Raw genomic sequence first — 23,640 nt, 5'->3', positions numbered from 1 at the left:
CAAGCGATGAATGGTTAACGCATTCAGCTGAATACGTGGGGCGGACGCTAACACTTCACGGAAAATACGACAATGTTTCGGACAGATCTCCTGGCCTCGCCTGGTCAGGGGGTCCGTGTCACTCGTCGATCGGCCGGAATTCGTCGTCCTGCCACCACGGGTAGACGGGCGGCATGTCGGCGCTGACCCGGCCCGGGAACTTCGGCGGGCGCTTCGCGAGGAACGACTGGACACCCTCCGTGGGGTCCGGGCCGCCGCCGATCTGGCTCATGATCCGCGAGTCGACGCGGTGTGCGGTCATGGGGTGGGCCTCGCCGAGCATCCGCCACATCATCTGGCGCGCCAGGGCGACCGAGACCGCCGAGGTGTTGTCGGCGATCTCGCGGGCGAGCGCGTACGCCGCCGGGAGCAGTTCCTCCGGGGGGTGGACGGAGCGGACGAGGCCGGCGGCCAGCGCCTCCTCCGGCCCGAAGAGCCGGCCGGTCGCGACCCACTCCATGGCCCGCTGCATGCCCACCGCGCGCGGCAGGAACCAGCTCGCGGCGGACTCCGGCACGATCCCGCGCCGGGCGAAGACGAAGCCGAACTTCGCCGAGGTCGAGGCCAGCCGGATGTCCATGGGCAGGGTCATGCTGGCCCCGACGCCCGCGGCCGGTCCGTTGATCGCCGCGATCACCGGTTTCGTGCTGGAGAAGAGGCGCAGCGCGACCCGGCCGCCGGTGTCCCGGTGCCAGGCGCCGGCCTTGCGGTGGTCGAAGGACGAGCCTCCGGCGCTGACGTCGGCGCCCGCGCAGAAGCCACGCCCGGCGCCGGTCACCACGATCACGCGGACGTCGTCGTCGGCGTCGGCCGCGTCGAGGACGTCGAGCAGATCCCGCATCATCTGCGGACTGAAGGCGTTCAGCTTCTCGGGCCGGTCCAGGGTGACGGTGAGGATCCCGTCCGCCGTCTCGGCCCGTACGGTCTCGTACTGCATGCGCGTCCTCTCGCCCGGCGACCCGGTTCCCAGTTGAGCTAAATTAGTTATACCATTCAACTCTACTTACTCATTAGAGGCATACGGCGGTGGCGATGACGGAGCTGACGGAGCAGACGGATCTGGTGGTGACGGCCGTCGGGCCGGTCAGGCTGGTGGAGCTGAACCGGCCGGAGCAGCGCAACGCGATGAGCGAGGAGCTGCACACCCGGCTCGCCTCGGTCTGGGACGAACTGGCCGCCGACCCGGGGGCGGGCGCGATCGTGCTCACCGGGCGCGGCCGGGCGTTCAGCGCCGGGGGCAACCTCGACCTCATGACCCGGGTCCAGCGCGACGAGTCCTTCCGGGAGCAGCAGGTCGACGAGGCCCGCCGGATCATCGTCGGCATGCTCCGCTGCCCGCTGCCCGTCGTCGCGGCGGTCAACGGTCCCGCGGTCGGCCTCGGGTGCAGCCTGGCCCTGCTCAGCGACCTGGTACTGATCGCCGACGACGCCTATCTGGCCGACCCGCATGTCCAGGTCGGTCTGGTCGCGGGCGACGGCGGCGCCTATCTGCTGCCGCTGCTCGTCGGCGCTACCCGCGCCAAGGAGCTGCTGTTCCTCGGCGACCGGGTGAGTGCCGGGGACGCGGTCCGGCTGGGCCTCGCCAACCGTGCCGTACCGAAGGACAAGCTGTCGGCCGAGGCCATGGAGCTGGCCGGACGGCTGGCCGCCCAGCCCGCGCAGGCGCTGCGCGAGACCAAGCGGGCGGTGAACCGGCATCTGGAACGGGCCCTGGAGACCGTGATGGAACCGGCCCTGCTCGCCGAGCGGGACACCATGCGGTCCCCGGACCACGCAGCCGCCGTGGAGCGGATCATCGCCGCGCGCGGCAGTCGCTGAGCGGTCCGTCGCCAACCGGCCGTCGCGCAGCGGCCGGCCGTCGCCAACCGGCCGTCGCGCAGCGGCCGACCGTCGCAGAGCGGCCGTCGCAGAGCGGCCGTCGCGCAGCGGCCGACCGTCGCAGAGCGGCCGTCGCAGAGCGGCCGACCGTCGCAGAGCGGCCGTCGCTGAAGCAGCCGTCGCCGGCGCGGCCGCCACGAAACAGCCGTCGCCGAACCGGAGAGGAGCACAGGGCATGGACTTCGCGTTCAGCGAGGAGCAGGAGGAACTGCGGCGCACGGTACGGGCGTTCCTCGCGGACACTTCCCCCGAGTCCGAGATGCGGCGCCTGATGGACACCCCGGACGGCTTCGACCGGGCGCTGTGGCGCCGGATGGGCACCGAACTCGGTCTCCAGGGGCTGGCCGTGCCCGAGGAGTACGGCGGCGCGGGCTGCGGACCGGTCGAAGTGGGCGCGGTCATGGAGGAGATGGGCCGCGCCCTGCTGTGCGCGCCGTTCCTGTCCTCGGCGGTGCTGGCCACGACCGCCCTGCTGCGGTCCGCCGACGAGGAGGCCCGCAAGCGGCTGCTGCCCGGTCTGGCCGCCGGTGAACTGGTCGCGACGCTGGCCCTCACCGAGGACTCCGCCCGCTGGGACGCCTCCGGGGTCGCACTCAACGCCCGTGAGAGCGAGGGCACTTGGCTGCTGGACGGCCACAAGACCTTCGTCCTCGACGGCGCGGCGGCCGACGTGGTCCTCACCGTGGCCCGGGCGGCCGACGGCATCGGCGTGTTCGTGGTCGACGGCGACGCCCCGGGGCTGACCCGCGAGCCGCTGCCCACGCTCGACCCGACCCGCCGCCAGGCCCGCCTCGACTACCACGACGTACCGGCACAGCGGCTGCGCACGCACGGCGACGGCTGGGACCTGGTGGCGCAGGTGCTCGACCGGGGCGCGGTGGCGCTGGCCGCCGAGCAGGTCGGGGTGGCCTCCCGGGCACTGGACACGGCGGTGGAGTACGCCAAGGTCCGCCACCAGTTCGGGCGGCCCATCGGCTCCTTCCAGGCCGTCAAGCACCTGCTGGCGGACGTCCTGCTCGAGGTGGAGTCGGCGCGCGCGGCCGCGCACTACGCGCTGCTCGCCGCGCAGGACGACGACCCCCGGCTGCCGGCCGTGGCGAGCCTGGCCAAGGCCTTCTGCTCCGACGCCTGTCTCCAGGCCACGAGCGAGAACATCCAGGTGCACGGCGGTATCGGCTTCACCTGGGAACACCCGGCCCATCTGTATCTGAAACGGGCGAAGACATCACAGCTGCTGTTCGGCGACCCCGCGTACCACCGCGAGCTGCTCGCCCGGCGCATCGGCATGGAACCAGTCGGAGGAGCGGCATGAAGGTCGACGGCAAGCTCAACGTGTGGAGCACCGCCGAGGTGGTGGAGGAGGCCAGACACCACGAGAAGGCGGGCTACGACGGCCTCTGGGCCTCGGAGTCCAAGCACGACCCCTTCCTGCCACTGCTGCTCGCGGCCGAGCACACCGAACGGCTGGAGGTCGGCACGGCCATCGCCGTCGCCTTCGCCCGCTCCCCCATGCAGCTCGCCTACACCGCGCACGATCTGCAGAACTACGCCGGCGGACGGTTCTCGCTCGGCCTCGGCAGCCAGATCAAGCCGCACATCGAGCGGCGCTTCGCGATGCCGTGGAGCCGGCCCGCGGCCCGGATGCGGGAGTACGTCAGCGCGCTGCACGCGATCTGGAACGCCTGGAACGAGGGCGAACGCCTCAACTTCCAGGGCGACTTCTACACGCACACCCTGATGTCCCCGTTCTTCTCCCCGCCGCCCGCCACCGGCGGGGCGCCCAAGGTGTTCGTGGCCGCCGTCGGGGAGGCGATGACCCGGGTGGCGGGCGAGGTCGCGGACGGGCTGCTCGCACACGGCTTCACCACCGAGCGCTATCTGCGCGAGGTGACCCTGCCGACCGTCGGGGAAGGGCTGGCCACGTCGGGCCGTACCCGGGCGGACTTCTCCGTCTCCCATCTGCTGCTGACCGCCACCGGCCGGACCGAGGAGGAGATGGCCCGCGCGATCGAGGGCACCCGGCAGCAGATCGCCTTCTACGGCAGCACCCCCGCCTACCGCGGCGTCCTGGAACTGCACGGCTGGGGCGAACTCGGCGACGAACTGCACACGTTGTCGACGTCGCGGCGCGAGGACAAGTGGGAGGCGATGTCCCGGCTCGTCGACGACGAGGTCCTGAACACCTTCGCGGTGGTGGCGGAGCCGGAGCGGGTCGCGGGCGTGATCCGGAGCCGGTACGGAGCACTCGTCGACCGGGTGTCGTTCTACACCGCGTACGAGATCGACGCCGAGGTGTGGGAGCCGATCGTCCAGGAGCTCCGAGCGGGCTGAGCGTCAGCCGAGCAGGTCCAGGACGGTCGTCATGGACCTGCTCTGCAGCAGATAGTCCTCGGCCTCCTGGAGATGGACCCGCCACAGCTCCTCGGCGGCCTCGGTCCGGCGGGCGGCCACCAGGTCGACGAGCGCCATATGGGCGCGGAAGCCCCGGCGGTTGGCCCGGATGTTCTCGGGGCTGCCGGCGTCGAGGTCGACATGGGACCAGTTGGCCTGGTCGATGATGTGCCGGACCATGCCGTTGAGAACGCCCAGCGTCTGGTTGCCGGCGAGTTCGACGACGAGCGCGTGGAACTCCATGTGGGCGCGGATGAACGCCGAAGGGTCCTCCATCAGCCCCTCCGCCTCGGTGACGGCAGCCCGCAGCCGCTCCAGGTCCTCCTCCGTGCGCCGCCCGGCGAGCAGTCCGGCGCACGGCGCCTCGATCACCGTACGGGCGTCGTAGACGTCCTTGAGGGTCGTGCCCCGGTACTCGAGGACGACGCCCGCGTAGCGTGCGGCGACCGTGCCCTCCGGGATCTGCACCCGGGCCCCGCCGCGTGCGCCGCGGCGCACGCTGATCAGGGACTCCGACTCCAGCACCCGGAACGCCTCGCGCAGCGTCGGCCGGGACACGGCGAACTCCTCCATGAGCGCCGTCTCGGACGGCAGCGCCTCGCCCTCGGCGAGTTCACCCCGTACGATCATCCGCCGCAGCCTCGCCGCGACCAGTTCGGCCATCTTGGGCACCCGCACCGGTGTGTGCGTCACCTGGCCCACCTCCACCCTCAGTGAGTGCTCTCCGGCACGAAGTACGGCAGCGCGATCTCGTCGGTGAGGGCGCGGAAGTCCACGCGTACGCGCTGCCCGATCCAGTCGTCGCCGGGGTCGCCGGCGTCGCCCGCGTCCACGTGGGACAGCAGGGTGGCGCCGTCGTCCAGGTCGATGACGGCCAGCGTGAACGGTGTGTCGAAGCCGGGGCCGGGCGCGCGGTGCACCGCGGTCACCGAGTAGACGGTGCCCCGGCCGGCGCTCGGCGCGTACGTCCAGTCCCGGGACATACAGCCGGGGCAGGCGGGTTCGGGGGTGAAGAAGCGCAGGCCGCAGGCGGTGCAGTGCGGTACCACGAGTTCGCCGCGCCGGGCGGCGGCCCAGAAGGGCTCCGACAGTACGGTGGGCTCGGGAACGGGCCGGCCGGTCATCGCATCCTCCCCAGTACGCTCATCTCGTAGTGCTGCGCGCCCGATCCGGCGTTGCCGACGACGGCGAGTTCGGCGCCCTCGACCCGGTGGACCGCGGTGCCGCGCAACTGCCGTACGGCTTCGACGACTTTCAGGGTCATCTGCTGGGTTCCGTTCCACGCGTAGGCGAGACAGCCGCCGTCCGGGTTGACCGGGTGCTTGCCGCCGACGGCGATGGCACCGCTGGCCGCCAGCGGGCCGCCCTCCCCCTCGTCGCACAGTCCGAGGATCTCCAACTGGCGGATGATCTCGAAGGAGTTGGGGTCGTAGAGCGAGAACACGTCCACGTCCTGCGGGCCGATCCCGGCCATCGCGTAGGCACGGAGGGCGGCGTCCCGGCCGAGACCGCCGACCTCCCGGTAGAGCGCCGGGTTGGCGTAGGCGGCCTGGTGGTACTCCATCCCGCCGCCCAGCACGGCGACACCGGGACCCGGCAGATCACGGGCGCGCTCGGCGGTGGTGACCACCAGGGCGGCGCCGCCCTCTCCGACGATGCAGCAGTCCAGCAGATGGAACGGCGTGGCCACCATGCGGGACGCGAGCACGTCGTCGGCGGTGTACGGGCCGCGCCCGTACATCATCGCCTCCGGGTTGGTGGTGCCGTTGTTGCGGATCGTGGCGGCGACCTCGGCGAGCTGCCGGGGCGTCGTGCCGTACTCGTGCATGTGCCGGGCCGCCACCAGCGCGAACTGGGCGACGACGTAACTCCCCCAGACGTCGGCGAACTCCAGCGGCACCCCCGCTCCGACGGGTCCGCCGCCGCGCGAGACCAGCTTGCAGCCGCCGACGACGACGGTGTCGGCGAAGCCCGCGCGGACGGCCGCCGCCGCCTTCAGCAGGCCGCGCGAGCCGGCGTTGTCGAGCATCGAGTCGCTGGTCCAGCGCAGGTCGCGGCCGAGCATCCGGGCCCAGGAGCTGCCCTCGCCGGGTACGCCGCCGGGTCCGGGCCAGTCGACCTGGGCGCCGTCCACGTCGGCCGGGGTGAGCCCGGCGTCCGCGATGGCGCCGGTCACCGCTTCGAGGGCGAGGTCCATGGCGTCGCGGTGGGGCAGGGACAGCGCCTGTTCGGTGGCGTACACGCCGACGACGACGGGCTGACGGGCGTCCACGGGGCTCACCGTCCGGCGCCGAGCTGGTCGCCGCCCGGGTAGCCGCCCCCGCCGAAGCGCTCGTCGAGCGCCGCGTAGTCCTTGGCGAAGTCCTTCGTGCGGGGCAGCGCGTCGACGAACTCCACCGTCTTCGGCTTCTTGTACGAGGCGATGCGCGCCCGGCAGTGTTCGACGACCTCTTCGGCGGTGAGCGGTCCGGCGTCCGGCTGGAGGACGACGACGGCCTTGACGTCCTGGGCCCAGCGTTCGTTGGGGACGCCGATCACGGCGGCCTCCTTGACGGCCGGGTGGGCCTCGATGCAGTTCTCCACCTCGGCCGGGAAGATGTTCTCGGCAGCGGACTTGAGCATGCGGGTGGTCGTGCCGAGGAAGCTGATCGTGCCGTCCGCCTCGCGCCGGCCCAGGTCGGTGGTGTGCCACCAGCCGAAGCGGAAGCGGTGCTCGTTGGTCTCGGGGCGGTTCCAGTAGCCGAGGTGGACGAGGTCGCCGCGGACGCAGATCTCGCCGGCCGTGCCGGGGGCGCACTCCTCACCCTGCTCGTCCAGGACGCGTACGGCGGTGAAGGGTCCGGGCCGGCCGGCGTTGCCGAGGCCGCTGCCGCCGTGGGCGCCGGTGACGGCGAACCCGGTCACCTCGGTCTGGCCGTAGCCGCGGCCCTCGCCGCCGCCGTTGCGGGTGAAGCGGCTGGTGTCGGTGGGCACGGTCCCCTGCCACAGCGGGGCGGCGACGCTCGCCCGCAGCTGGGACAGGTCGTGGCCCGCCTCGCGGTTCAGCGCGACGAGCTGGGCGATGGTGGGGGGCATCAGATAGGCGTGGGTGCAGCGCTCCTCGGCCAGCAGGGGCAGCAGTTCCTCGGCGACCACCCGGCGCACGACGACGTTCTTGCCGCCGTGGACGAAGGCCGGGACGCCCCAGAACTGGTAGTTGCCGATGTGGAACATGGGTCCGGCGCCGAGGAAGGCGGTCTCGCGGCCGATGTCACCCATCCAGGCGGCGCTCGCGCCCATGGCGAGCAGGTTGCGGTGCGAGAGCATCGAGCCGGACTGCCGGCCGCTGATCGCCGCCGTGTAGATCACCAGGAGCGCGGCGTCGGGGTCGACGTCGAGGGCGGGGTCCTCGGGCGCGCCGGAGGCCAGGAAGGACTCGTAGGAGTCGGGGCCCTCCGCGTCGTGCCGCAGCCACAGCGCCCGGTGGTCGTCGCCCAGTTCGGCGCGCGCCTTGGCAACGGTGTCGCCGATCTCCTCGTCCTGCCAGACGATGACCCTGGGGTCGAAGTCCTCGATGGCGAAGGCCATTTCGGGGGCCGCCCAGCGCCAGTAGCCGGGGCAGACCATGGCGCCGGTCTTGGCGGCGGCGCCGAGGAGTTCCCAGATGCGGAAGGAGTTCTGGCCCAGCCAGAGGATCCGGTCGCCGGGGCCGACGCCGGCGGCCGTGAGGGCGTGGGCGAGACGGTTGGTGCGCTCGTCGAACTGCGGCCAGGTGAGCCGGACTTCGCCGTCGACGAGGGCGACGCCTTCGGGATAGGACCGGCGGTGTTCGCGGACGAGGTCGCCGAACGTCAGGCGGCGGGCGGGATGCATGTGATTGCTCCTGTGAGGTCTCGTCAGGCGCGGGCTACGCCGACGCCCTTGACGTGGATGAACTCGTCGAGTCCGGCCCGGCCGCCCTCCCGGCCGAAGCCGCTGGTCCCGACCCCGCCGAACGGGGTGGCGGGCGAGGTGATCGGGTTGGGGCCGGGGTTGACGTAGACCGTCCCGGCCCTCAGCCGTGGCACGAGCCGGTTGACCCGCCCGATGTCGCGGGTCTGGAGGTAGGCGGACAGGCCGTACTCGGTGTCGTTGGCGAGCGCGAGCGCCTCGTCCTCGGTGTCGAAGGGGGTGATGGCCAGGACCGGGCCGAAGATCTCCCGCTGGGCGAGGTCGCTGCGGTTGTCGACGTCGGCGAAGACGGTCGGGGTCACGAAGTAGCCGTCGGAGTCGATGCGTTCGCCGCCGTGCACGAGCCGGCCGGCCCGTTCCTCGACCGCCTTGTCGATCAGGCCCTGGACGCGGTCGCGGGCGGCGCTGTCGATGAGCGGGCCGATGAACGTCGTCGGGTCGAGCGGGTCGCCGACGGGGAGGTGGGCGACGACCGCGGTCACGCGCGCCACCACCTCGTCGTAGACCGGGCGCTCGACCAGCAGCCGGGTGGGCAGCGCGCAGCCCTGTCCGGTGTTGCTCATGGCGAACGCGGCGCAGTACGGCACGACGGTGTCGAGGTCGGTGTCGGCGAAGAGCAGGTTGGCGGACTTGCCGCCCAGCTCGAACACGACCGGCTTCAGACCGAGCGCGGCGTCGGCCATGATGCGGCGGGCGGTGGCGGGGCCGCCCGTGAAGGAGATCTTGTCGACGCCGGGGTGCCGCACCAGGGCCGCGCCGGCGTCGCCGAGCCCGGTGACCACGTTGATCACGCCGTCGGGCAGTCCCGCCTCGCGGGCCAGGTCGGCGAAGAGCAGCGCGGAGAACGGGGTGGACTCGGCCGGTTTGATCACGACGGTGTTCCCGGCGGCGAGCGACGGCGGCACCTTCATCGCCAGGGACAGCGCGGGCGAGTTCCAGGTGATGATGTGGCCGATCACGCCGTAGGGCTCGGCGAGGGTGTACTCGACGTTCTCGTAGGGGCTGTACGCGGCCCCGACCATGCCCTCGATCTTGTCGGCCCAGCCGGCGTAGTACTCGGTCCAGTCGGCGACGTGCGGGCCGACGTTCTCCGCCCAGCCGCCGATGCAGACGCCGTTCTCCAGCGGGCAGATCGCCGCGAAGTCGGGGATGTGGTCGCGGATCAGCCCGGCGAAGCGGGTGAGCAGACGGCGGCGTTCGGCGGGGCGCATGGGGCCCCATACCTCGAAGGCCTGGCGCGCGGCGGCGACCGCCTGGTCCACCTCGGCGGGGCCGGCCAGCGGGATGCGGGCCTGGACCAGACCGGTCGCCGGGTTGCGGTGCTCGTGGACTCCGCCGCTCGCGTCGGTGACGTCCTTGCCGCCGATGACCAGCCGGGGCCGTGGCAGGTCCTGCCTGGCTCTGTCCTGGTGCAGCCGCACATCGACCGTGACCACGGATGCCTCCTCGATGCCGCACACAGTTTGAGCTTAAATAGCTAACCTATTTATCCAAGCTAGTCAATGAGTCTCGCCAGGTCCTAGAGCCCCAGCGACCGGCCCACGATCTCCTGCATGATCTCCGAGGTACCGCCGAACACCCGCTGCACCCGGCTGTCCCGCCAGATGCGGGCGATCTCGTACTCGTTGACGTAGCCGTAGCCGCCGTGCAGCTGCATACAGCGGTCGATGACCTCCCAGCAGGTCTCCGTGGTCCAGTACTTGGCCGCGGCGGCCTCGTCGGCCGTCAGCTCGCCCTCGACCAGCGCCATGATGCAGCCGTCGAGGTAGCCGCGGGCGGCGGCGATCCTGGCCTTCATGTCGGCGAGGGCGAACCGGTTGGCCTGGAACTCGCCGATCGGCCGGCCGAAGGCGGTGCGGTCCTTGGCGTACGCCAGCGTGACGCCGAACGCCTTCTCGGCGGAGGCGAGCGCGGCGACGGCGATGGCGAGCCGCTCGGTGGGGAGGTTGCCCATCATGTGGTAGAAGCCGCGGCCCTCCTGCCCGATCAGGTTGCCGACGGGGACGCGGACCTCGCGGAAGAAGAGCTCGGCGGTGTCCTGGGCCTTCATCCCGACCTTGTCGAGCTTGCGGCCCCGCTCGAAGCCCTCGGCGCCGCGCTCGACGACGATCAGGCTGATGCCCTTGTGTCCGGCGTCGGGGTCGGTCTTGCAGGCGACGACGACCAGGTCGGCGAGGATGCCGTTGGTGATGAAGGTCTTGGAGCCGTCGATCACCCACTCGTCGCCGTCGCGGCGGGCGGTGGTGCGGATGCCCTTGAGGTCGGACCCCGCGGCCGGTTCCGACAGGGCGAGCGCGCAGATCGTCTCGCCGCTCGCCACTCCGGGCAGCCAGCGCTCCCGCTGCTCAGGGGTGGTCAGGCCCATCAGATAGGGCGGGATGACGTCGTTCTGCAGCCCGAGCCCGATGCCGACCGCGCCGGTGGCGGCCATCTCCTCCGCCATGATGGCGTTGTAGCGGAAGTCCCGGATGCCCTGGCCGCCGTACTCCTCCGGGAACTCCCAGCCGATCAGTCCGGCCTTGCCCGCCGCCGCCCAGGCGGCCCGGCTCACCTGTCCGTCGCGCTCCCACTGCTCGCCGTACGGGGCGCATTCCCGCAGGTAGTAGGCGCGGGCGGTCTCGCGGAACAGCTCGTGCTCCTCGGTGAAGATCGTGCGGCGCATCTTCAGCTCCTCAATCTACATCTCGCTTATTCAGCTTAAGTAGTTATACGATAGCGCTGTTTTGGATCCAGGTCAGGAGGGCGCGTGAGCGTACGGGACAAGGTGGCACTCGTCACCGGGGCGGGCCGGGGCATCGGCGAGGCGATCGCCGGCGCGCTGGCCGCGCAGGGAGCTCGGGTCGCCGTATGCGACGTGGACGCGGAGGCCGCGGACAAGGTCGCGGCCACCCTCGCCGAACGGTACGGCGTGCCCACCACGGGGGTCGGCGCGGACATCTCCGACGGCGCGGCCGTGCGCGCGGCCGTGGCACGGGTGACGACCGCGCTGGGCCCGGTGGACGTGCTGGTCAACAACGCGGCCGTCGATGTCATCGGCCGCTTCGTCGACAGCGACGAGGAGACCTGGGACCGGATCATCGCCGTCAATCTGCGCGGCACGATCACCGTGACCCGGGCCGTGCTCGACGCGATGATCGAGCGCGGCGGCGGCCGGATCGTCCACATCGCCTCGGACGCGGGCCGGGTCGGCTCCTCCGGCGAGGTGGTGTACTCCGCGACGAAGGGCGGGGTGATCGCCTTCGGCAAGGCCCTGGCCCGCGAGGTCGCCCGGCACAACATCACCGTGAACAGCGTCTGCCCCGGCCCCACCGACACCGCGCTGCTCGGGCAGGTCGCCGACTACAGCCAGAAGATGTACGACGCCACCGTGCGCGCCATCCCGCTGCGCCGCGTCGCCCGTCCCGACGAGATCGCCGGCGTGGTGGCCTTCCTCGCGTCCGACGACGCCGCCTATATGACCGGGCAGACGCTCTCGGTCAGCGGCGGCCTGACGATGCTGTGAGGTGCACCCGATGAACGACGTGCTGCGGGTCGAACTCCGCGACAGGATCGCCGTGTTCACCCTGGACCGGCCCGAACGCCTCAACGCGATCGGGACGCGGACCGTCGCCCGGCTGCGGGCGGCCCTGGAGGACGTGCGCGACAACGACGACATACGGGCGCTGGTGCTGACGGGGGCCGGCCGGGCGTTCTCGGCCGGCGCCGACCTCGGCGAGATCGAGTCGTTCACCAGGCCCGGGGAGTTCCGGGACTTCGTCGGACGGCTCACCGAGGCGTTCGCACTCCTTGAGGAGTTCCCCAAGCCGTCGGTGGCGGCCGTCCACGGCTTCGCCTTCGGGGGCGGTCTCGAACTCGCGCTCGCCTGCGATCTCCGGGTGGCGGAGCGCGGGGCGCGGCTCGGACTGCCCGAGATGAAGCTCGGCGTCCTGCCGGGCGCGGGCGGCACCCAGCGGCTGCCGCGGCTGATACCGCCGGCCGTCGCCAGGCAGATGATCCTCACCGGCGAGCCCGTCGACGCCGAGCGGGCCTACGCGCTCGGCCTGGTCAACGAACTGGCCGCGCCCGGCGGGGCCCTGGGGGCCGCCGAGGCGCTGGCGGCCCGGCTCGCCGCCGGGGCCCCGCTGGCGCTCGCGGCGGGCAAGCGCCTGGTCGGCCATGGGCTCGGCATGGACCTGACGGCGGCCGTCGCCTACGAGCGGGAGACCGTCTCGGTGCTGTTCTGCACCGAGGACCGGGAGGAAGGGCTGAAGGCGTTCCGTGAGCGGCGCCCTGGGGAGTTCCGCGGTGTCTGAAGATCTGAGGAGGTGGGCCGTGCGTCCGCTGGAAGGCTTTTCCGTGGTCGAGCTGGGCATGTGGGTGGCCGCTCCGGCCGCCGCCACCATGCTGGCGGACTGGGGCGCGGACGTGATCAAGGTGGAGGCGCCGACCGGCGACCCCAACCGGTACACGCTGCGCCACGTCGGCCAGGACATCGACAGCGCGCCCCCGTTCGAGACCGACAACCGGGGCAAGCGCAGCGTGGTCCTCGACCTGCGGTCCGAGGAGGGCAAGGCCGCGCTGGAGCAACTGCTCGCGCGTGCCGACGTGTTCGTCACCAACCTGCGCCCCGGCGCCCTGGAGCGGCTGGGCCTGGGGCCCGAGGAGATCCGGGCCCGGCATCCCCGCCTGGTCGTCGGCACCCTGACCGGATACGGCTGGAGCGGCGCCGAGCGCGACCGGGCCGGGTACGACGTCTCCGCGTTCTGGGCCAGGCCCGGCATCGCCGCGATGCTCAACCCGGCCGGAGAGCCGCCGCCCGGTATCCGCCCGGGCCTCGGCGACCGCACCGCCGCCGCCAACCTGGTGGCCGGTGTCCTGGCCGCGCTGCTGCGCCGGGCCCGCACCGGCGAGGGCGGCGTGGTCGACGTGTCGCTGCTGCGCTCGGGGACGTACGCCAACGGCAACGACCTGGCGCTGCAGAACTTCTTCGGCAGACGCGGCCGGACCCGTCCGCGCACCGAGCACGAGTCCCCGCTCTACAACAGCTACCGGGCCGCCGACGACCGCTGGTTCTGGCTGGTCGGCCTGGAGGGCAACCGCCACTGGCCCGGCGTGATCAAGGCGCTCGGGCGGGAGGACCTCGCGCAGGACGAGCGGTTCGCCACGGGCAAGGCACGGCGCGGGCACGTACGCGAACTGATCGCCGTGTTCGACGAGGAGTTCGCGACCCGGCCGCTGGCGGAGTGGGCCACGCGGTTCGACGCCGAGGGCGTGTGGTGGGCGCCCGTGCAGACCCTGGCGGAGGTGTCGGCCGATCCGCAGGCGGAGGCGGTCGGCGCCTTCGTCGAACAGCCCGGTATGGGCGACGCGCCGCCGCTGCGGACGGTGGCGACACCGGTCGGCTTCTGGGGCGTGGACGACAAACCGCGCGGCGGTGCGCCGACGCTGGGCCAGCACACCGACGAAGTACTCAACGAGCTGGGCACAACAGGGAGGTAGGGCGTGGGCATCCTCGACGACAAGGTCGCCATCGTGACAGGCGGCGGCAGGGGGCTTGGCCGGGCGCACTGCCTGGCGCTCGCCGAGGCCGGGGCGGCCGTGGTGGTCAACGACCTCGGCGCCGGCGTGCACGGCGAACGGACCGGTGACTCCCCGGCCGACGAGGTGGTCGCCGAGATCACCAAGCTCGGCGGGCGGGCGGTCGCCAACCACGCCTCGGTCAGCGACTGGGACGCGACGGAGGCGCTGGTGGCGGACACCGTCGCCGAGTTCGGACGGCTGGACGTCGTCGTGAACAACGCGGGGATCGTGCGCGACCGCATGCTGTTCTCGATGACCGAGGCCGAGTTCGACGCGGTGATCGCCGTCCATCTGAAGGGCACGTTCGCGCTGACGCGGCACGCGTGCGCGTACTGGCGGGAGGCGTCCAAACGGGGTGAGCGGGTCGCCGGCCGGATCATCAACACGACCTCGGGAACGGGCCTGTTCGGCAACCAGGGCCAGTCCAACTACGGCGCCGCGAAGGCCGGGATCGCCGGGCTGACGGTCCTCACCGCGCTGGAGATGCGCCGCTACGGCGTCACCGCCAACGCCATCTCGCCCATCGCGGCGACCCGGATGACGGAGGGGCTTGAGGTCGGCGCCTCCCTGGAGGCCGGCCCCGGCGGCTTCGACCCGCGCGACCCGGCCAACGCCTCCGGTGTCGTCGTCTACCTGGCCTCCGACGCCGCGTCCTGGCTGACCGGCCAGGTGCTGCGCATCGAGGGCAACCGGCTCAACCGCCTCGAGGGCTGGACCGTTTCGGGCGTCTACCCCAGCAGGTCGGGCGAGGCGCTCACCCCCGAGGAACTCATGGACGCCGTACCGCGGTTGTACGGCGCCGCGCCCGCGGGCCGCGCCACCGGGGTGGGCCAGTGAAGGGGCAGGACGCCGCCGCGCTCGCGCTGCGCGCGACGCTCGGTCCGATGCTCTTCGCCCACGGCTGGAACAAGGTCGCCGGGCCGGGCGGACTGAAGGGCACGACCGGCTGGTTCGAGGCACTCGGACTGCGGCCCGCCGCCGTGCACGCCCGGATGGCCGCCGGCACCGAGATCGCGGCGGGAGTGGGCATCGCGCTGGGCGTGGCGGGCCCGCTCCCCGCCGCGGCCGCCGTCGGCCTGATGGCGGTGGCGGCCCGTACCGACCACCGCGGCAAGGGCTTCTTCGTCTTCAAGGGCGGCTGGGAGTACGCCGGTGTGGTGGGCGGCGCGGCCGTGGCGCTGGCCGCGCTGGGCAACGGCCGGTACTCGGTGGACGGGCTGTTCGGGCACCGGCGGTCGGGCGCCGGGCCCGCGGTGTTCGCGGCCGGGCTGGGCGCGGTGAGCGCGGCGGCCCTGCTGGCGGCCTGCTACCGGCCCGAAGAGAAGCCGGACGAGACAGACAAGTGACGGGAAAGGGAGACCACATGGACGCGGAGGACTTCACCGCGGTGCTGTCGGAGGTCCGGCGTTTCGTCCGGGAACGCGTCGTACCGCTGGAGGCGGAGATCGACGAGAAGGACGAGATGCCGGCCGACATCCGCGAGGCGGCGAAGAAGATGGGCCTCTTCGGCTTCGCGCTGCCCGAGGAGTACGGCGGCCTCGGCCTGTCGATGTACGAAGAGGCACAGCTGATGTTCGAGCTGGGCTACACGACCCCGTCCCTGCGGTCGATGTTCGGCACCAACAACGGCATCGCCGGACATGTCCTGATGGTCGGCGGCACGGAGGAGCAGAAGGCCTCCTGGCTGCCCCGGATCGCCTCCGGCGAGGTGCTGGCGTCCTTCGCCCTCACCGAGCCGGACGCCGGATCGGACCCCTCCACGCTGACCACGCGGGCGCACCGGGACGGTGACGACTGGGTGATCAACGGCGCCAAGCGGTACATCACCAACGCGCCGCTCGCCGACGTCTTCATGGTCTTCGCCCGGACCGACCCCGACGCCCCGCGCACCCGGGGCATCTCCACCTTCCTGGTCCCGGCCGGCACCCCGGGCCTCACGGTGGCGCCCAAGGACCACAAGATGGGCCAGTTCGGCGCCTGGACCGCCGACGTGTTCTTCGACGACGTACGCGTACCGGCCGAGGCCCTCGTGGGCGGCGAGGACGGCCTGAACCGTGGCTTCCACACGGCGATGGGCTGTATCGCGCACGGCAGGGTGCACATCTCGTCCCTCTGCGTCGGCATGGCCGAGCGGCTGGTCGACGAGTCGGTGGAATACGCCCGCACCCGCCGGCAGTCGGGGAAGCCCATCGGCTCGTACCAGCTCGTCCAGGGCCTGATCGCCGACTCGATGACCGACTACTACGCCGGCCGCGCCACCGTCCTGGAGGCCGCCCGCGCCTTCGACGCCGGTACCGACACCAAGATCGGTCCGTCCTGCACGAAGTACTTCACGAGCGAGATGGTCTGGCGGGTCGCGGACCGCGCGGTGCAGATCCACGGCGGGGCGGGCTATATGCGCGGGGTGGCCGTCGAGCGCTTCTACCGGGACGCCCGACTGTTCCGCATTTACGAGGGAACCAGCCAGATCCAGCAGGTGATCATCGCGAAGGCCCTGCTGGGCGACGCGACACGGAATTGATTCGAACACCAACTCGTCTTTTCCGCAAGGAGGTTGCGATAGTCTCCCGCTGACCGACATCAGTCGCGCACATCGCACATGTCACGCGAGAGACCGGAATCCCCATGTCTGACCCTCTTCACAGCCGGTCCCGCGCGCTGGCCTACGCGGCGGCCGGGATGGAACCGCCGGCACCGGTCCCCCTCCGGAGGACCGACCCCGAGCGGGTGGGACCGTACGTGCTCCTGTCGGTGCTCGGCAGTGGCGGGATGGGGCTGGTCTACCTGGGCCGGAACACCGAGGGCGGGCCGGGTCCCGCCGCCGTCAAGGTGATCCGGCCCGAGTACGCGGAGGACCCGAGGTTCCGCAAGCGCTTCGAGCGGGAGGTCGGCGCGCTGGGCCTGGTCCAGGCGGCGCACACCGTGCGGCTGCTCGGCAGCGGCGACGACGGGGGCCTGCTGTGGGTGGCCACCGAGTACATACCCGGGCCCACGCTCGACGACGTCGTCGAGGAGCTCGGGTCGATCGACGCGGCGGCGGCCTGGCGGCTGATGGCCGACGTGGGACGGGCGATCGAGGCCATGTCGCGGGCGGGGATCGTGCACCGCGACCTCAAGCCGTCCAATGTGATCCTCGCGGCCGACGGTGCCCGGGTCATCGACTTCGGCATCGTCCAGGCCGCCGACTCCACCTCCATCACCACCACCGGCCAGAACGTGGGCACGGTGGCGTTCATGTCTCCGGAGCAGGTCCGGGGCCAGGAGGTGACCGCCGCGTCCGACGTCTTCACCCTCGCCTCGACCCTGACGTACGCGGTGACCGGATCGGCGCCGTTCGGCGAGGGGACCGGCGTCGACGTGCTGCACCGGGTCGCCTTCGATCCGCCGCGCGAGGAGGTCCTCGCCAAGGTGGCGGCCGCCGACCGGGAACTGGCCGCGTTCGTCCGGCTCTGTCTGCAGAAGGAACCCGAGCTGCGACCGGCACCGGACGTGGTGTTCAGAACGGCCATCGGCCACCAGCTGGCCGCACCGGCGGGCGATCCGCCCGGCGCCGGGAAGCGCGCCGGATTCGCCGCGTTCCCGGCATCCGCCGCGCAGGCCGGGCCGGCCCTTCCCCCAGGGCGCGACTCCTCCCCCGAGCTCAGCTCCTTCTCCCCGTTCGGCGCCGCCCCGGGCACCGACGCTGCCCCAGGGGCCGCTTCCTCTCCCGCACCCGGCGTCTCCTCGACCCCCGGCCCCTTCTCCCCCTTCGGCACCGCGCCGGAGGCGGGCTCTTCCGTCGGGGCCGGCGCTTCCTCAGTGCCCGGCTCCTTCTCCCCCTTCGGTTCCTCTCCCGGGTCCGGCTCCTCCTCCGCCGTCTCCGGTGCGCTCGGGGTGCCCGCGGCGCAGGCCGGGGCCGCGGCGTCCTCCGGGCCCGGCGCACTCGCGCCCGGCGGTCCGGCCACCGGTCCGTCGGGGTCACCGTCCGTCGCCGACCCCGCCACGGCCCTGCCCCGGGAGCGCCGGCGCCAGCGCCGGAACGTGGTGCTGGCCGCCGCGGTGGCCGCGTTGGTCACCGGTGGCCTCACCGTGGCCCTGCTGAGCCGGGGCGACACCCCGGCGGCGGCCGGGCCTGAGCAGACGTCCACCCCGACCGCGGCGCAGAACCCGGCCCAGCCGTCCGGCCCCGCACCGGACACGGCCTCCGCCACCCCCTCGGCGACAGAGACGGAACCGGACGACGGCCCGACGGCCTCGCACTCCGCGACAACCCCCGCACTGGATCCCAAGAAGCTGGACCTCCGGGCCACCGCCTCCTGCCTCGCGGAGCTCGCCTCGGGCTCCCACGGGGACTGCGTCGCCGCCCTCCAGTACCTTCTCTCGGGCTACGGCCTTCAGGTCACGGTCGACGGGAGGTTCGGGGCGCAGACCCTCGCCGCCGTCAAGGTCTTCCAGACCGAGGCCGGTCTCACCGCCGACGGGAGGGTCGGCCCGGAGACCAGGCAACTCCTCTACAGCAAGCCCCGCGGTGCCGTCCGCAGCGGCCGGGTCACCGTGACCGAGAGCGTCCACTCCGTCGACGTCGCGAGATGCCTGGACGCCGACACCGGCACGGCGGGCCAGACGGAGCAGACGGTCCAGGTCTGGGAGTGCACGGGCGCCCCGCAGCAGAAGTGGGCGCTGTACCCCGTGCCCGGTCAGGCCGCCCACTACACCGTCGTCAACCTGGGCAATCACCGTTGCCTGGAGTCCGGCGCCGACGGCGCCGGGCAGAACGGCAACCAGATCCACAGCACCCGGTGCAGCGGGCTGCGCGCACAGCGGTGGAGTCTGGGCACCTCCGGCGTGGCCGGCGTCAAGACCCTCGTCAGCGTTCCGGACGGCTTCTGTCTGGACGCGGAGGCCGCGACCTCCGGCCAGGACGGTCAGCGGGTACAGGCCTGGAGCTGCGCGGGCAGCAGCAACCAGGCCTGGAAGTGGGGCTGACGGCCGTCAGATGCCGAGCCGGTCCAGCAGCCGCTCGTGGTACACCGCCGGTCCCCCGAAGAGCAGCTGCGAGGACTTGGCCCGCCGGAAGTAGAGGTGGGCCGGGTGCTCCCAGGTGAATCCGATGCCGCCGTGGACCTGGATGTTCTCCATGGCCGTGCTCAGGTAGGCCCGTGAGCAGCAGGCGTGCGCGACCGCCGCGGCGACGGCGAAGTCCGCGGCGCCCTCGGCGGCCAGCCGGGCCGCTTCCCGGGCGGCGGCCTCGGCGAGTTCCACCTGTACGAGCATGTCCGCGCACTTGTGCTTGACGGCCTGGAAGGAGCCGATCGGCCGACCGAACTGGTGCCGGGTGCGGGCGTACTCGGTGCTCGTCTCCAGGCACCGGCGCGCCCCGCCCGCCTGCTCGGCTGCCAGCCCGACGGAGGCGATGTCCAGGACCTCGGCCATCACCCGTCCGCCCGCACCGACCGCGCCGACGAGTGTCGCCGGTACGGAGTCGAGGGTGAGCCGGGCCATCGCCCGGGTGGCGTCCAGTGTCTCCATGGGTACGGCCGTGAGGCCCGCCGCGTCCCGGTCCACGGCGAAGAGCGAGGGCCCGGCGACGGTGCGGGCGACGACGAGGACCAGATCGGCCGTCGTACCGTCGATCACGAAGCACTTGCGCCCGCTGAGCTTCCACCCGCTCTCCCCGTCGGGCACGGCCCGGGTGGAGATCAGGACGGGGTCCCAGGAGCCGCTGTCCTCGGCGACGGCGAGGGTGGCCGTGGTCGATCCGGCCGCGATGCCGGGCAGATGGCGAGCGCAGGCCTCCTTGTCACCGGAGGCCAGCAGGGCCTGGGCGGCCAGGACGACGGTCGCGAAGAACGGCGCGCACCACAGGGCACGCCCCGACTCCTCCAGTACGACGCCGAGTTCGACGGGTCCGAAGCCGTCGCCGCCGTACTCCTCCGGGAGGGCGAGTCCCGGCAGCCGCAACTGGTCGGCCGCCTGCGCCCATACCTCGGCGTCGAAGCGCTGCTCGCTCTCCATGAGTTTGCGTACGGCTTCCTCGGGCGACTTGGCCGCCAGGAACTCCCGTACGGAGGCCCGCAGTTCGTTGAGCTCGGTCTCGTCGGCGCTCATCCGCGCACCTCCTTGGCAGCGGTGGCCGTCGGTTCCTTGGGCAGGCCGAGGACGCGTTCCGCGAGGATGTTCTTCATGATCTCCTCGGTGCCGCCGAGGATCCGCAGCGCGGGCGTGGCGAGGAGCAGTTCGGTCCAGGCGTACGTGCCCCACTGACCGGTGTCCGCGATGGCGCGCGGTCCGAGGCAGTCGGCGACGAAGTGGGCGGCCCTGGTGAGGTTCTGACCGTACATCAGCTTGGACACGGACATCTCGGGGCCGGGGGCCGCGCCGGACCGCAGCTTGCGCAGGGCACGGTTGTTGAGGTGTTCGGTCGCGAGGGCGTCGACGAGGAGCTCGGCGAGCCGGGCACGCAGGGCGCGGTCGTCCCAGGTCCAGGTGGCGCGCATGAGCGCCGAGAGCCGTTCCGGGGAGAGGGCCGCGGCCACCGGGGCGGCGCCCTCGCTGCCGACGGTGGCACGTTCGTTCATCAGGGTGGTCAGGGCGACGGTCCAGCCGCCGTCGACCTCGCCGAGGCGGTGGTCGTCGGGGACGCGTACGTCGGTGAGGAACACCTCGTTGAAGTCCGCGCCGCCGGTCATCTGCCGCAGCGGGCGGACCTCGACGCCCGGCGCGTCCATGGGCACCAGGAAGGCCGTGATGCCCTTGTGCTTGGGGGCGTCGGGGTTCGTGCGGGTCAGGGCGAGGCCGATCTGGCTGTGCTGGGCGACGGAGGTCCACACCTTCTGCCCGTTCAGCACCCATGAGTCGCCTTCGCGTACGGCGCGGGTGGCCACGCTCGCCAGGTCGGAGCCGGCGCCGGGCTCGCTGAACAGCTGGCAGGCGATGGCGTCGCCGCGGTACATCGCGGGCAGCCACTCGTCCTTGATGCGGGGCTGGGCGTGGGCCAGGATCGTCGGGCCGATCATGCCGAGTCCGACCACGCCGAGCACTCCGGTGTCGGGGACGACGTACTCGGACTCGACGGCGTCGTAGACGAGGTCGTGCACGGGGGTGAGGCCCCGGCCGCCGTACTCGGCCGGGCCGGTGATCCAGCCGAAGCCGTTTTCGTGGCGGGTCCGCTGCCATGCCCGGGCCCGCGCCACGTCCTCCTTCTCCTCCTCGGGCGGCAGGCTGCTGAAGTAGGCCATCGAGTCGTCGCCCTCACCCCAGGTGAAGGCGGTGCGGCCGGGTGCCTTGGCCGCGTGCGCGTCGAGGAAGCGGCGCGCCTCGGCGGCGAAGTCCTGCATGTCCTGGTCCATGTTTCGAGCTCCGCGTTCAGGTCGAGAGGATCGTCACCGCCGACGCGCCCGGCGCGCCGTACAGGTGGGTGTAGCCGACGCGGGGGGTACCGGGGATCTGCCGGTCGCCGGCGGTGCCGCGCAGCTGGAGCACGATCTCGTGGATCTGGCGCAGTCCGGAGGCGCCGATGGGTTCGCCGTTGCCGAGCAGTCCGCCGTCGGTGTTGACGGGGAGCCGGCCGCCGATCTCGGTGGCGCCCTCGGCGATCAGGCGTTCCTGCTCGCCGTCCTTGCAGAGGCCGTTCTCCGCCATGTGGATGACCTCCGACCCGGCGTCGGTGTCCTGGAGCTGTGCGACGTCGACGTCCTCGGGGCCCAGCCCCGCCTGTTCGTACGCCGCCCGGGAGGCGTCCACCGTCGGGCTGTCGACCGTGTCCCCGACCGGGAAGGACGGGCTCTGCACCTCGAAGGCGCCGAGCCGGCGGCTGCGCAGGGCGGTGGCCCTGACCCGCACGGGCCGCTGCGAGGTGTACTTGTGGGCCTGGTCGGCGCGGCACAGCACGAGGGCCGCCGCGCCTTCGTTCGGGCCGCAGTACATGAACTGGCGCAGGGGGTGGTTGAGGACCGGTGAGGCGAGGACCTCCTCGGCCGACAGCGGGGTGCGGCGCCAGGCCTTGTCGTTGCCGGCGGCGTTGCGGAAGTTCTTCGACGCCACGCGCGCGAGGGTCTCCTCGGAGATGCCGTGGTCGTGCATATAGCGGTTGATCTTCATGCCGAAGAAGTGGGTGGTGAGGAAGAGCCCGGTCTGCCCGTACCAGGCGGGGATGCCGGCCACGGACGGGTCGGCGGCGAAGGCGCCGCGCGGGTGCTTGTCCATGCCGATCGCGACGGTCAGGTCGTGCTCGCCGGTCTCGATCGCGCGGGCGGCCAGCGCGATGGCCGTACCGGCCGTGGCGCAGCCGTTGAACACCCCGCGCAGCGGCACTCCGGTCAGGCCGAGGCGGCCCACGATCGCGTCGGGATTGGCCACCTCGTAGCTGCCGACGTAGCCGCCCTGGATCTGTGGCCAGGTGACGCCCGCGTCGGCGAGCGCCAGGCGGACCGCGTCCGCGCCCATGTCCATCGCCGACTTCCCGGGGAAGCGTCCGAAGGGGTGCAGGCCCACTCCGATGATGACGGCCTCGGTCATGATGTCTCCTCCGGAGTGAACGCGAACGTCATGACCTCGGTACCGTCGTCCCGCACGGTGTAGGGCACCAGGGTCAGGCTCATGGGCTGCCCGATGCGCAGCTTCTCCGGGTCGGGTTCGGTCAGCCGGGCCTCGACCACGAGTTCACCCGGAAGCTCGACGTATCCGACGGTGTACGGCTCGAACTCCTCGGGGCCGTCGTACGGCGGGGACGGCGGGCGGAAGTTCTGGGTGGTGTACGTCCACAGCGTGCCGCGGTCGGCCAGGAGCCGTTCCTTCGACTCCCTGCTCGCGCAGCGGACGCAGTCCGTGGCGGCGGGGAAGCTCACCAGGCCGCAGGACGCGCACTCGGAGCCGATGAGCCGGAGCGGAGCGGGCGGCCAGGTGAACAGGCCCTCGGCGACCGGCAGTTGTGTGGTGGTCATCTCAGGCCCCGTTCCGGTTGCCGAGCGCGTCGGCGTTGGGCGCCGCCTTGGCCACCAGGTTGGGGACGACGGAGGTCAACCCGTCCTGTGTCCAACGGGATTCGGCGCTCGCGGCGGGGCCGCCCACCCAGCCCTCCAGGACCGTTACGCGGTTGCCGGCGACGCCGAAGACGCGGCCGGTGACCTCACGGGAGGCGGCGGAGCCGAGCCACACCACGAGCGGTGAGATCGCCTCCGGGGTGAGGTCCTCGGCCTCGGCCGCCCGTCGCATCATCTCGATGTCCTCGGTCAGCCGGGTGAGCGCGGTCGGCGCGATGGCGTTCACCGTCACGCCGTAGCGGGCGAGTTCGGCCGCGGCGATGACGGTGAGGCTCGCGATGCCGGCCTTGGCCGAGCCGTAGTTCGACTGGCCGGGGTTGCCGAACACCCCTGAAGGAGAAGTGGTGTTGATGACCCGGGCGTCGTTGCTCCGACCGGACTTGGCGCGCTCGCGCCAGTAGGCGGCGGCGTGGTGGAGGGTGGCGAAGCTGCCCTTGAGGTGGACGGCGACCACGCTGTCCCAGTCCCGCTCGGTCATCGACACGATCATCCGGTCGCGCAGGATCCCGGCGTTGTTGACCAGGACGTCGAGGCCGCCGTACGTGTCCACGGCCTGCCGCACGAGGCGGCCGGCGCCCTCCCAGGTCGCGATGTCGTCGGTGTTGGCCACGGCCTCGCCGCCGGCCGCGACGATCTCGTCCACGACGGACTGGGCGGGCCCGGCGGAGGCACCGCCTCCGTCGCGTCCGCCGCCGAGGTCGTTGACGACGACCTTCGCACCCTGCGCGCCGGACGCCAGGGCGTGTGCCCTGCCGATGCCGTTGCCCGCGCCGGTGACGACCACGACCCGGCCGTCGAGCACTCCTTCGGACATCTTCAACTC

Annotated in this window: 22 protein-coding genes; 10 read left to right on the top strand and 12 right to left on the bottom strand. The window is 72.3% G+C overall.

Annotated elements, in window-relative coordinates; all coding sequences use genetic code 11:
- Positions 1–118: 118 nt before the first annotated feature.
- Entirely contained in the window at positions 119–976 is an 858-nt protein-coding gene (locus tag ACFPIH_RS28645; protein ID WP_381178168.1) for a crotonase/enoyl-CoA hydratase family protein, read from the bottom strand.
- 95 nt (positions 977–1,071) lie between these two features.
- Between ACFPIH_RS28645 and ACFPIH_RS28640 the strand changes: the two genes are divergently transcribed.
- The 3 genes from ACFPIH_RS28640 (at position 1,072) to ACFPIH_RS28630 (ending at position 4,248) form a co-directional block, all read left to right on the top strand.
- Complete coding sequence (locus ACFPIH_RS28640; protein WP_381178166.1) at positions 1,072–1,857, top strand: enoyl-CoA hydratase/isomerase family protein; 786 nt, start codon at positions 1,072–1,074, stop codon at positions 1,855–1,857.
- Positions 1,858–2,092: 235 nt separating this feature from the next.
- Positions 2,093–3,229, top strand: coding sequence for an acyl-CoA dehydrogenase family protein (locus ACFPIH_RS28635; RefSeq protein WP_381178163.1), 1,137 nt, complete (start codon positions 2,093–2,095; stop codon positions 3,227–3,229).
- Entirely contained in the window at positions 3,226–4,248 is a 1,023-nt protein-coding gene (locus tag ACFPIH_RS28630) for an LLM class F420-dependent oxidoreductase (protein ID WP_381178161.1), read from the top strand. Before ACFPIH_RS28635 ends, ACFPIH_RS28630 begins: the two co-directional genes overlap by 4 nt.
- Positions 4,249–4,251: 3 nt before the next feature.
- Here the strand turns inward: ACFPIH_RS28630 and ACFPIH_RS28625 are convergent, their stop codons facing one another.
- Genes ACFPIH_RS28625 through ACFPIH_RS28600 form a run of 6 tightly spaced genes read right to left on the bottom strand, consistent with a single transcriptional unit; the run spans position 4,252 to position 10,900 of the window.
- A complete protein-coding gene (locus tag ACFPIH_RS28625; protein WP_381178158.1) occupies positions 4,252–5,001 on the bottom strand; it encodes a FadR/GntR family transcriptional regulator in 750 nt (249 codons plus the stop codon).
- Positions 5,002–5,018: 17 nt separating this feature from the next.
- Positions 5,019–5,432 carry a Zn-ribbon domain-containing OB-fold protein gene (locus ACFPIH_RS28620; protein ID WP_381178156.1) on the bottom strand — a complete coding sequence of 138 codons (414 nt, stop codon included), beginning with the start codon at positions 5,430–5,432 and terminating at the stop codon, positions 5,019–5,021.
- On the bottom strand, positions 5,429–6,580 hold the full coding sequence (locus tag ACFPIH_RS28615; protein WP_381178154.1) for a thiolase family protein: 1,152 nt from the start codon (positions 6,578–6,580) through the stop codon (positions 5,429–5,431). Before ACFPIH_RS28615 ends, ACFPIH_RS28620 begins: the two co-directional genes overlap by 4 nt.
- Before the next feature lie 5 nt (positions 6,581–6,585).
- The gene (locus tag ACFPIH_RS28610) at positions 6,586–8,160 is read right to left on the bottom strand and encodes an AMP-binding protein (protein WP_381178151.1); all 1,575 of its coding nucleotides are present in this window, start codon (positions 8,158–8,160) and stop codon (positions 6,586–6,588) included.
- Positions 8,161–8,183: 23 nt separating this feature from the next.
- Positions 8,184–9,698 (bottom strand): aldehyde dehydrogenase family protein, encoded by a 1,515-nt coding sequence (locus ACFPIH_RS28605; protein WP_381178148.1) that lies wholly within the window; start codon positions 9,696–9,698, stop codon positions 8,184–8,186.
- Positions 9,699–9,757: 59 nt separating this feature from the next.
- On the bottom strand, positions 9,758–10,900 hold the full coding sequence (locus ACFPIH_RS28600; protein ID WP_381178145.1) for an acyl-CoA dehydrogenase family protein: 1,143 nt from the start codon (positions 10,898–10,900) through the stop codon (positions 9,758–9,760).
- Between the two features lie 84 nt (positions 10,901–10,984).
- Between ACFPIH_RS28600 and ACFPIH_RS28595 the strand changes: the two genes are divergently transcribed.
- The 7 genes from ACFPIH_RS28595 (at position 10,985) to ACFPIH_RS28565 (ending at position 18,762) form a co-directional block, all read left to right on the top strand.
- Entirely contained in the window at positions 10,985–11,740 is a 756-nt protein-coding gene (locus ACFPIH_RS28595; RefSeq protein WP_381178142.1) for an SDR family NAD(P)-dependent oxidoreductase, read from the top strand.
- A 10-nt stretch (positions 11,741–11,750) separates the two neighbouring features.
- On the top strand, positions 11,751–12,530 hold the full coding sequence (locus ACFPIH_RS28590; protein WP_381178139.1) for an enoyl-CoA hydratase/isomerase family protein: 780 nt from the start codon (positions 11,751–11,753) through the stop codon (positions 12,528–12,530).
- A gap of 19 nt (positions 12,531–12,549) precedes the next feature.
- Complete coding sequence (locus ACFPIH_RS28585; RefSeq protein ID WP_381178136.1) at positions 12,550–13,716, top strand: CaiB/BaiF CoA transferase family protein; 1,167 nt, start codon at positions 12,550–12,552, stop codon at positions 13,714–13,716.
- Positions 13,717–13,719: 3 nt separating this feature from the next.
- The gene (locus ACFPIH_RS28580) at positions 13,720–14,634 is read left to right on the top strand and encodes an SDR family NAD(P)-dependent oxidoreductase (protein WP_381178133.1); all 915 of its coding nucleotides are present in this window, start codon (positions 13,720–13,722) and stop codon (positions 14,632–14,634) included.
- Complete coding sequence (locus tag ACFPIH_RS28575) at positions 14,631–15,143, top strand: DoxX family protein (protein ID WP_381178130.1); 513 nt, start codon at positions 14,631–14,633, stop codon at positions 15,141–15,143. The genes ACFPIH_RS28580 and ACFPIH_RS28575 overlap by 4 nt, the downstream gene beginning before the upstream one ends.
- Before the next feature lie 17 nt (positions 15,144–15,160).
- Complete coding sequence (locus ACFPIH_RS28570) at positions 15,161–16,318, top strand: acyl-CoA dehydrogenase family protein (RefSeq protein ID WP_381178127.1); 1,158 nt, start codon at positions 15,161–15,163, stop codon at positions 16,316–16,318.
- A 104-nt stretch (positions 16,319–16,422) separates the two neighbouring features.
- On the top strand, positions 16,423–18,762 hold the full coding sequence (locus ACFPIH_RS28565; protein WP_381178124.1) for a protein kinase domain-containing protein: 2,340 nt from the start codon (positions 16,423–16,425) through the stop codon (positions 18,760–18,762).
- Positions 18,763–18,768: 6 nt separating this feature from the next.
- Here ACFPIH_RS28565 and ACFPIH_RS28560 read toward each other — a convergent pair whose 3' ends face one another.
- From ACFPIH_RS28560 to ACFPIH_RS28540, 5 genes are read right to left on the bottom strand one after another with little or no spacing between them, the layout of a single operon-like run.
- Complete coding sequence (locus ACFPIH_RS28560) at positions 18,769–19,884, bottom strand: acyl-CoA dehydrogenase family protein (RefSeq protein ID WP_381178121.1); 1,116 nt, start codon at positions 19,882–19,884, stop codon at positions 18,769–18,771.
- The gene (locus ACFPIH_RS28555) at positions 19,881–21,125 is read right to left on the bottom strand and encodes an acyl-CoA dehydrogenase family protein (RefSeq protein ID WP_381178118.1); all 1,245 of its coding nucleotides are present in this window, start codon (positions 21,123–21,125) and stop codon (positions 19,881–19,883) included. Before ACFPIH_RS28555 ends, ACFPIH_RS28560 begins: the two co-directional genes overlap by 4 nt.
- Before the next feature lie 16 nt (positions 21,126–21,141).
- The gene (locus ACFPIH_RS28550) at positions 21,142–22,293 is read right to left on the bottom strand and encodes a thiolase family protein (protein WP_381178115.1); all 1,152 of its coding nucleotides are present in this window, start codon (positions 22,291–22,293) and stop codon (positions 21,142–21,144) included.
- The gene (locus ACFPIH_RS28545) at positions 22,290–22,718 is read right to left on the bottom strand and encodes a Zn-ribbon domain-containing OB-fold protein (RefSeq protein ID WP_381178113.1); all 429 of its coding nucleotides are present in this window, start codon (positions 22,716–22,718) and stop codon (positions 22,290–22,292) included. Before ACFPIH_RS28545 ends, ACFPIH_RS28550 begins: the two co-directional genes overlap by 4 nt.
- A gap of 1 nt (position 22,719) precedes the next feature.
- Entirely contained in the window at positions 22,720–23,631 is a 912-nt protein-coding gene (locus ACFPIH_RS28540) for an SDR family oxidoreductase (protein WP_381178110.1), read from the bottom strand.
- Positions 23,632–23,640 lie beyond the last annotated feature (9 nt).

Source organism: Streptomyces vulcanius (assembly GCF_042653945.1).
GTDB classification, from domain to species: Bacteria; Actinomycetota; Actinomycetes; order Streptomycetales; family Streptomycetaceae; genus Streptomyces; species Streptomyces mangrovi.
The sequence above is the reverse complement of the archived record's forward strand: the minus strand, read 5'-3'. Positions and strand labels throughout refer to the sequence as shown.

What these genes read in the sequence shown, in the direction of transcription:
- ACFPIH_RS28555 (WP_381178118.1), bottom strand. Translation starts at nt 21,125, where the DNA reads ATGGACCAGGACATGCAGGACTTCGCCGCCGAGGCGCGCCGCTTCCTC.
- ACFPIH_RS28600 (WP_381178145.1), bottom strand. Translation starts at nt 10,900, where the DNA reads ATGCGCCGCACGATCTTCACCGAGGAGCACGAGCTGTTCCGCGAGACC.
- ACFPIH_RS28550 (WP_381178115.1), bottom strand. Translation starts at nt 22,293, where the DNA reads ATGACCGAGGCCGTCATCATCGGAGTGGGCCTGCACCCCTTCGGACGC.
- ACFPIH_RS28590 (WP_381178139.1), top strand. Translation starts at nt 11,751, where the DNA reads ATGAACGACGTGCTGCGGGTCGAACTCCGCGACAGGATCGCCGTGTTC.
- ACFPIH_RS28540 (WP_381178110.1), bottom strand. Translation starts at nt 23,631, where the DNA reads ATGTCCGAAGGAGTGCTCGACGGCCGGGTCGTGGTCGTCACCGGCGCG.
- ACFPIH_RS28645 (WP_381178168.1), bottom strand. Translation starts at nt 976, where the DNA reads ATGCAGTACGAGACCGTACGGGCCGAGACGGCGGACGGGATCCTCACC.
- ACFPIH_RS28570 (WP_381178127.1), top strand. Translation starts at nt 15,161, where the DNA reads ATGGACGCGGAGGACTTCACCGCGGTGCTGTCGGAGGTCCGGCGTTTC.
- ACFPIH_RS28560 (WP_381178121.1), bottom strand. Translation starts at nt 19,884, where the DNA reads ATGAGCGCCGACGAGACCGAGCTCAACGAACTGCGGGCCTCCGTACGG.
- ACFPIH_RS28630 (WP_381178161.1), top strand. Translation starts at nt 3,226, where the DNA reads ATGAAGGTCGACGGCAAGCTCAACGTGTGGAGCACCGCCGAGGTGGTG.
- ACFPIH_RS28565 (WP_381178124.1), top strand. Translation starts at nt 16,423, where the DNA reads ATGTCTGACCCTCTTCACAGCCGGTCCCGCGCGCTGGCCTACGCGGCG.
- ACFPIH_RS28610 (WP_381178151.1), bottom strand. Translation starts at nt 8,160, where the DNA reads ATGCATCCCGCCCGCCGCCTGACGTTCGGCGACCTCGTCCGCGAACAC.
- ACFPIH_RS28635 (WP_381178163.1), top strand. Translation starts at nt 2,093, where the DNA reads ATGGACTTCGCGTTCAGCGAGGAGCAGGAGGAACTGCGGCGCACGGTA.
- ACFPIH_RS28545 (WP_381178113.1), bottom strand. Translation starts at nt 22,718, where the DNA reads ATGACCACCACACAACTGCCGGTCGCCGAGGGCCTGTTCACCTGGCCG.
- ACFPIH_RS28620 (WP_381178156.1), bottom strand. Translation starts at nt 5,432, where the DNA reads ATGACCGGCCGGCCCGTTCCCGAGCCCACCGTACTGTCGGAGCCCTTC.
- ACFPIH_RS28640 (WP_381178166.1), top strand. Translation starts at nt 1,072, where the DNA reads ATGACGGAGCTGACGGAGCAGACGGATCTGGTGGTGACGGCCGTCGGG.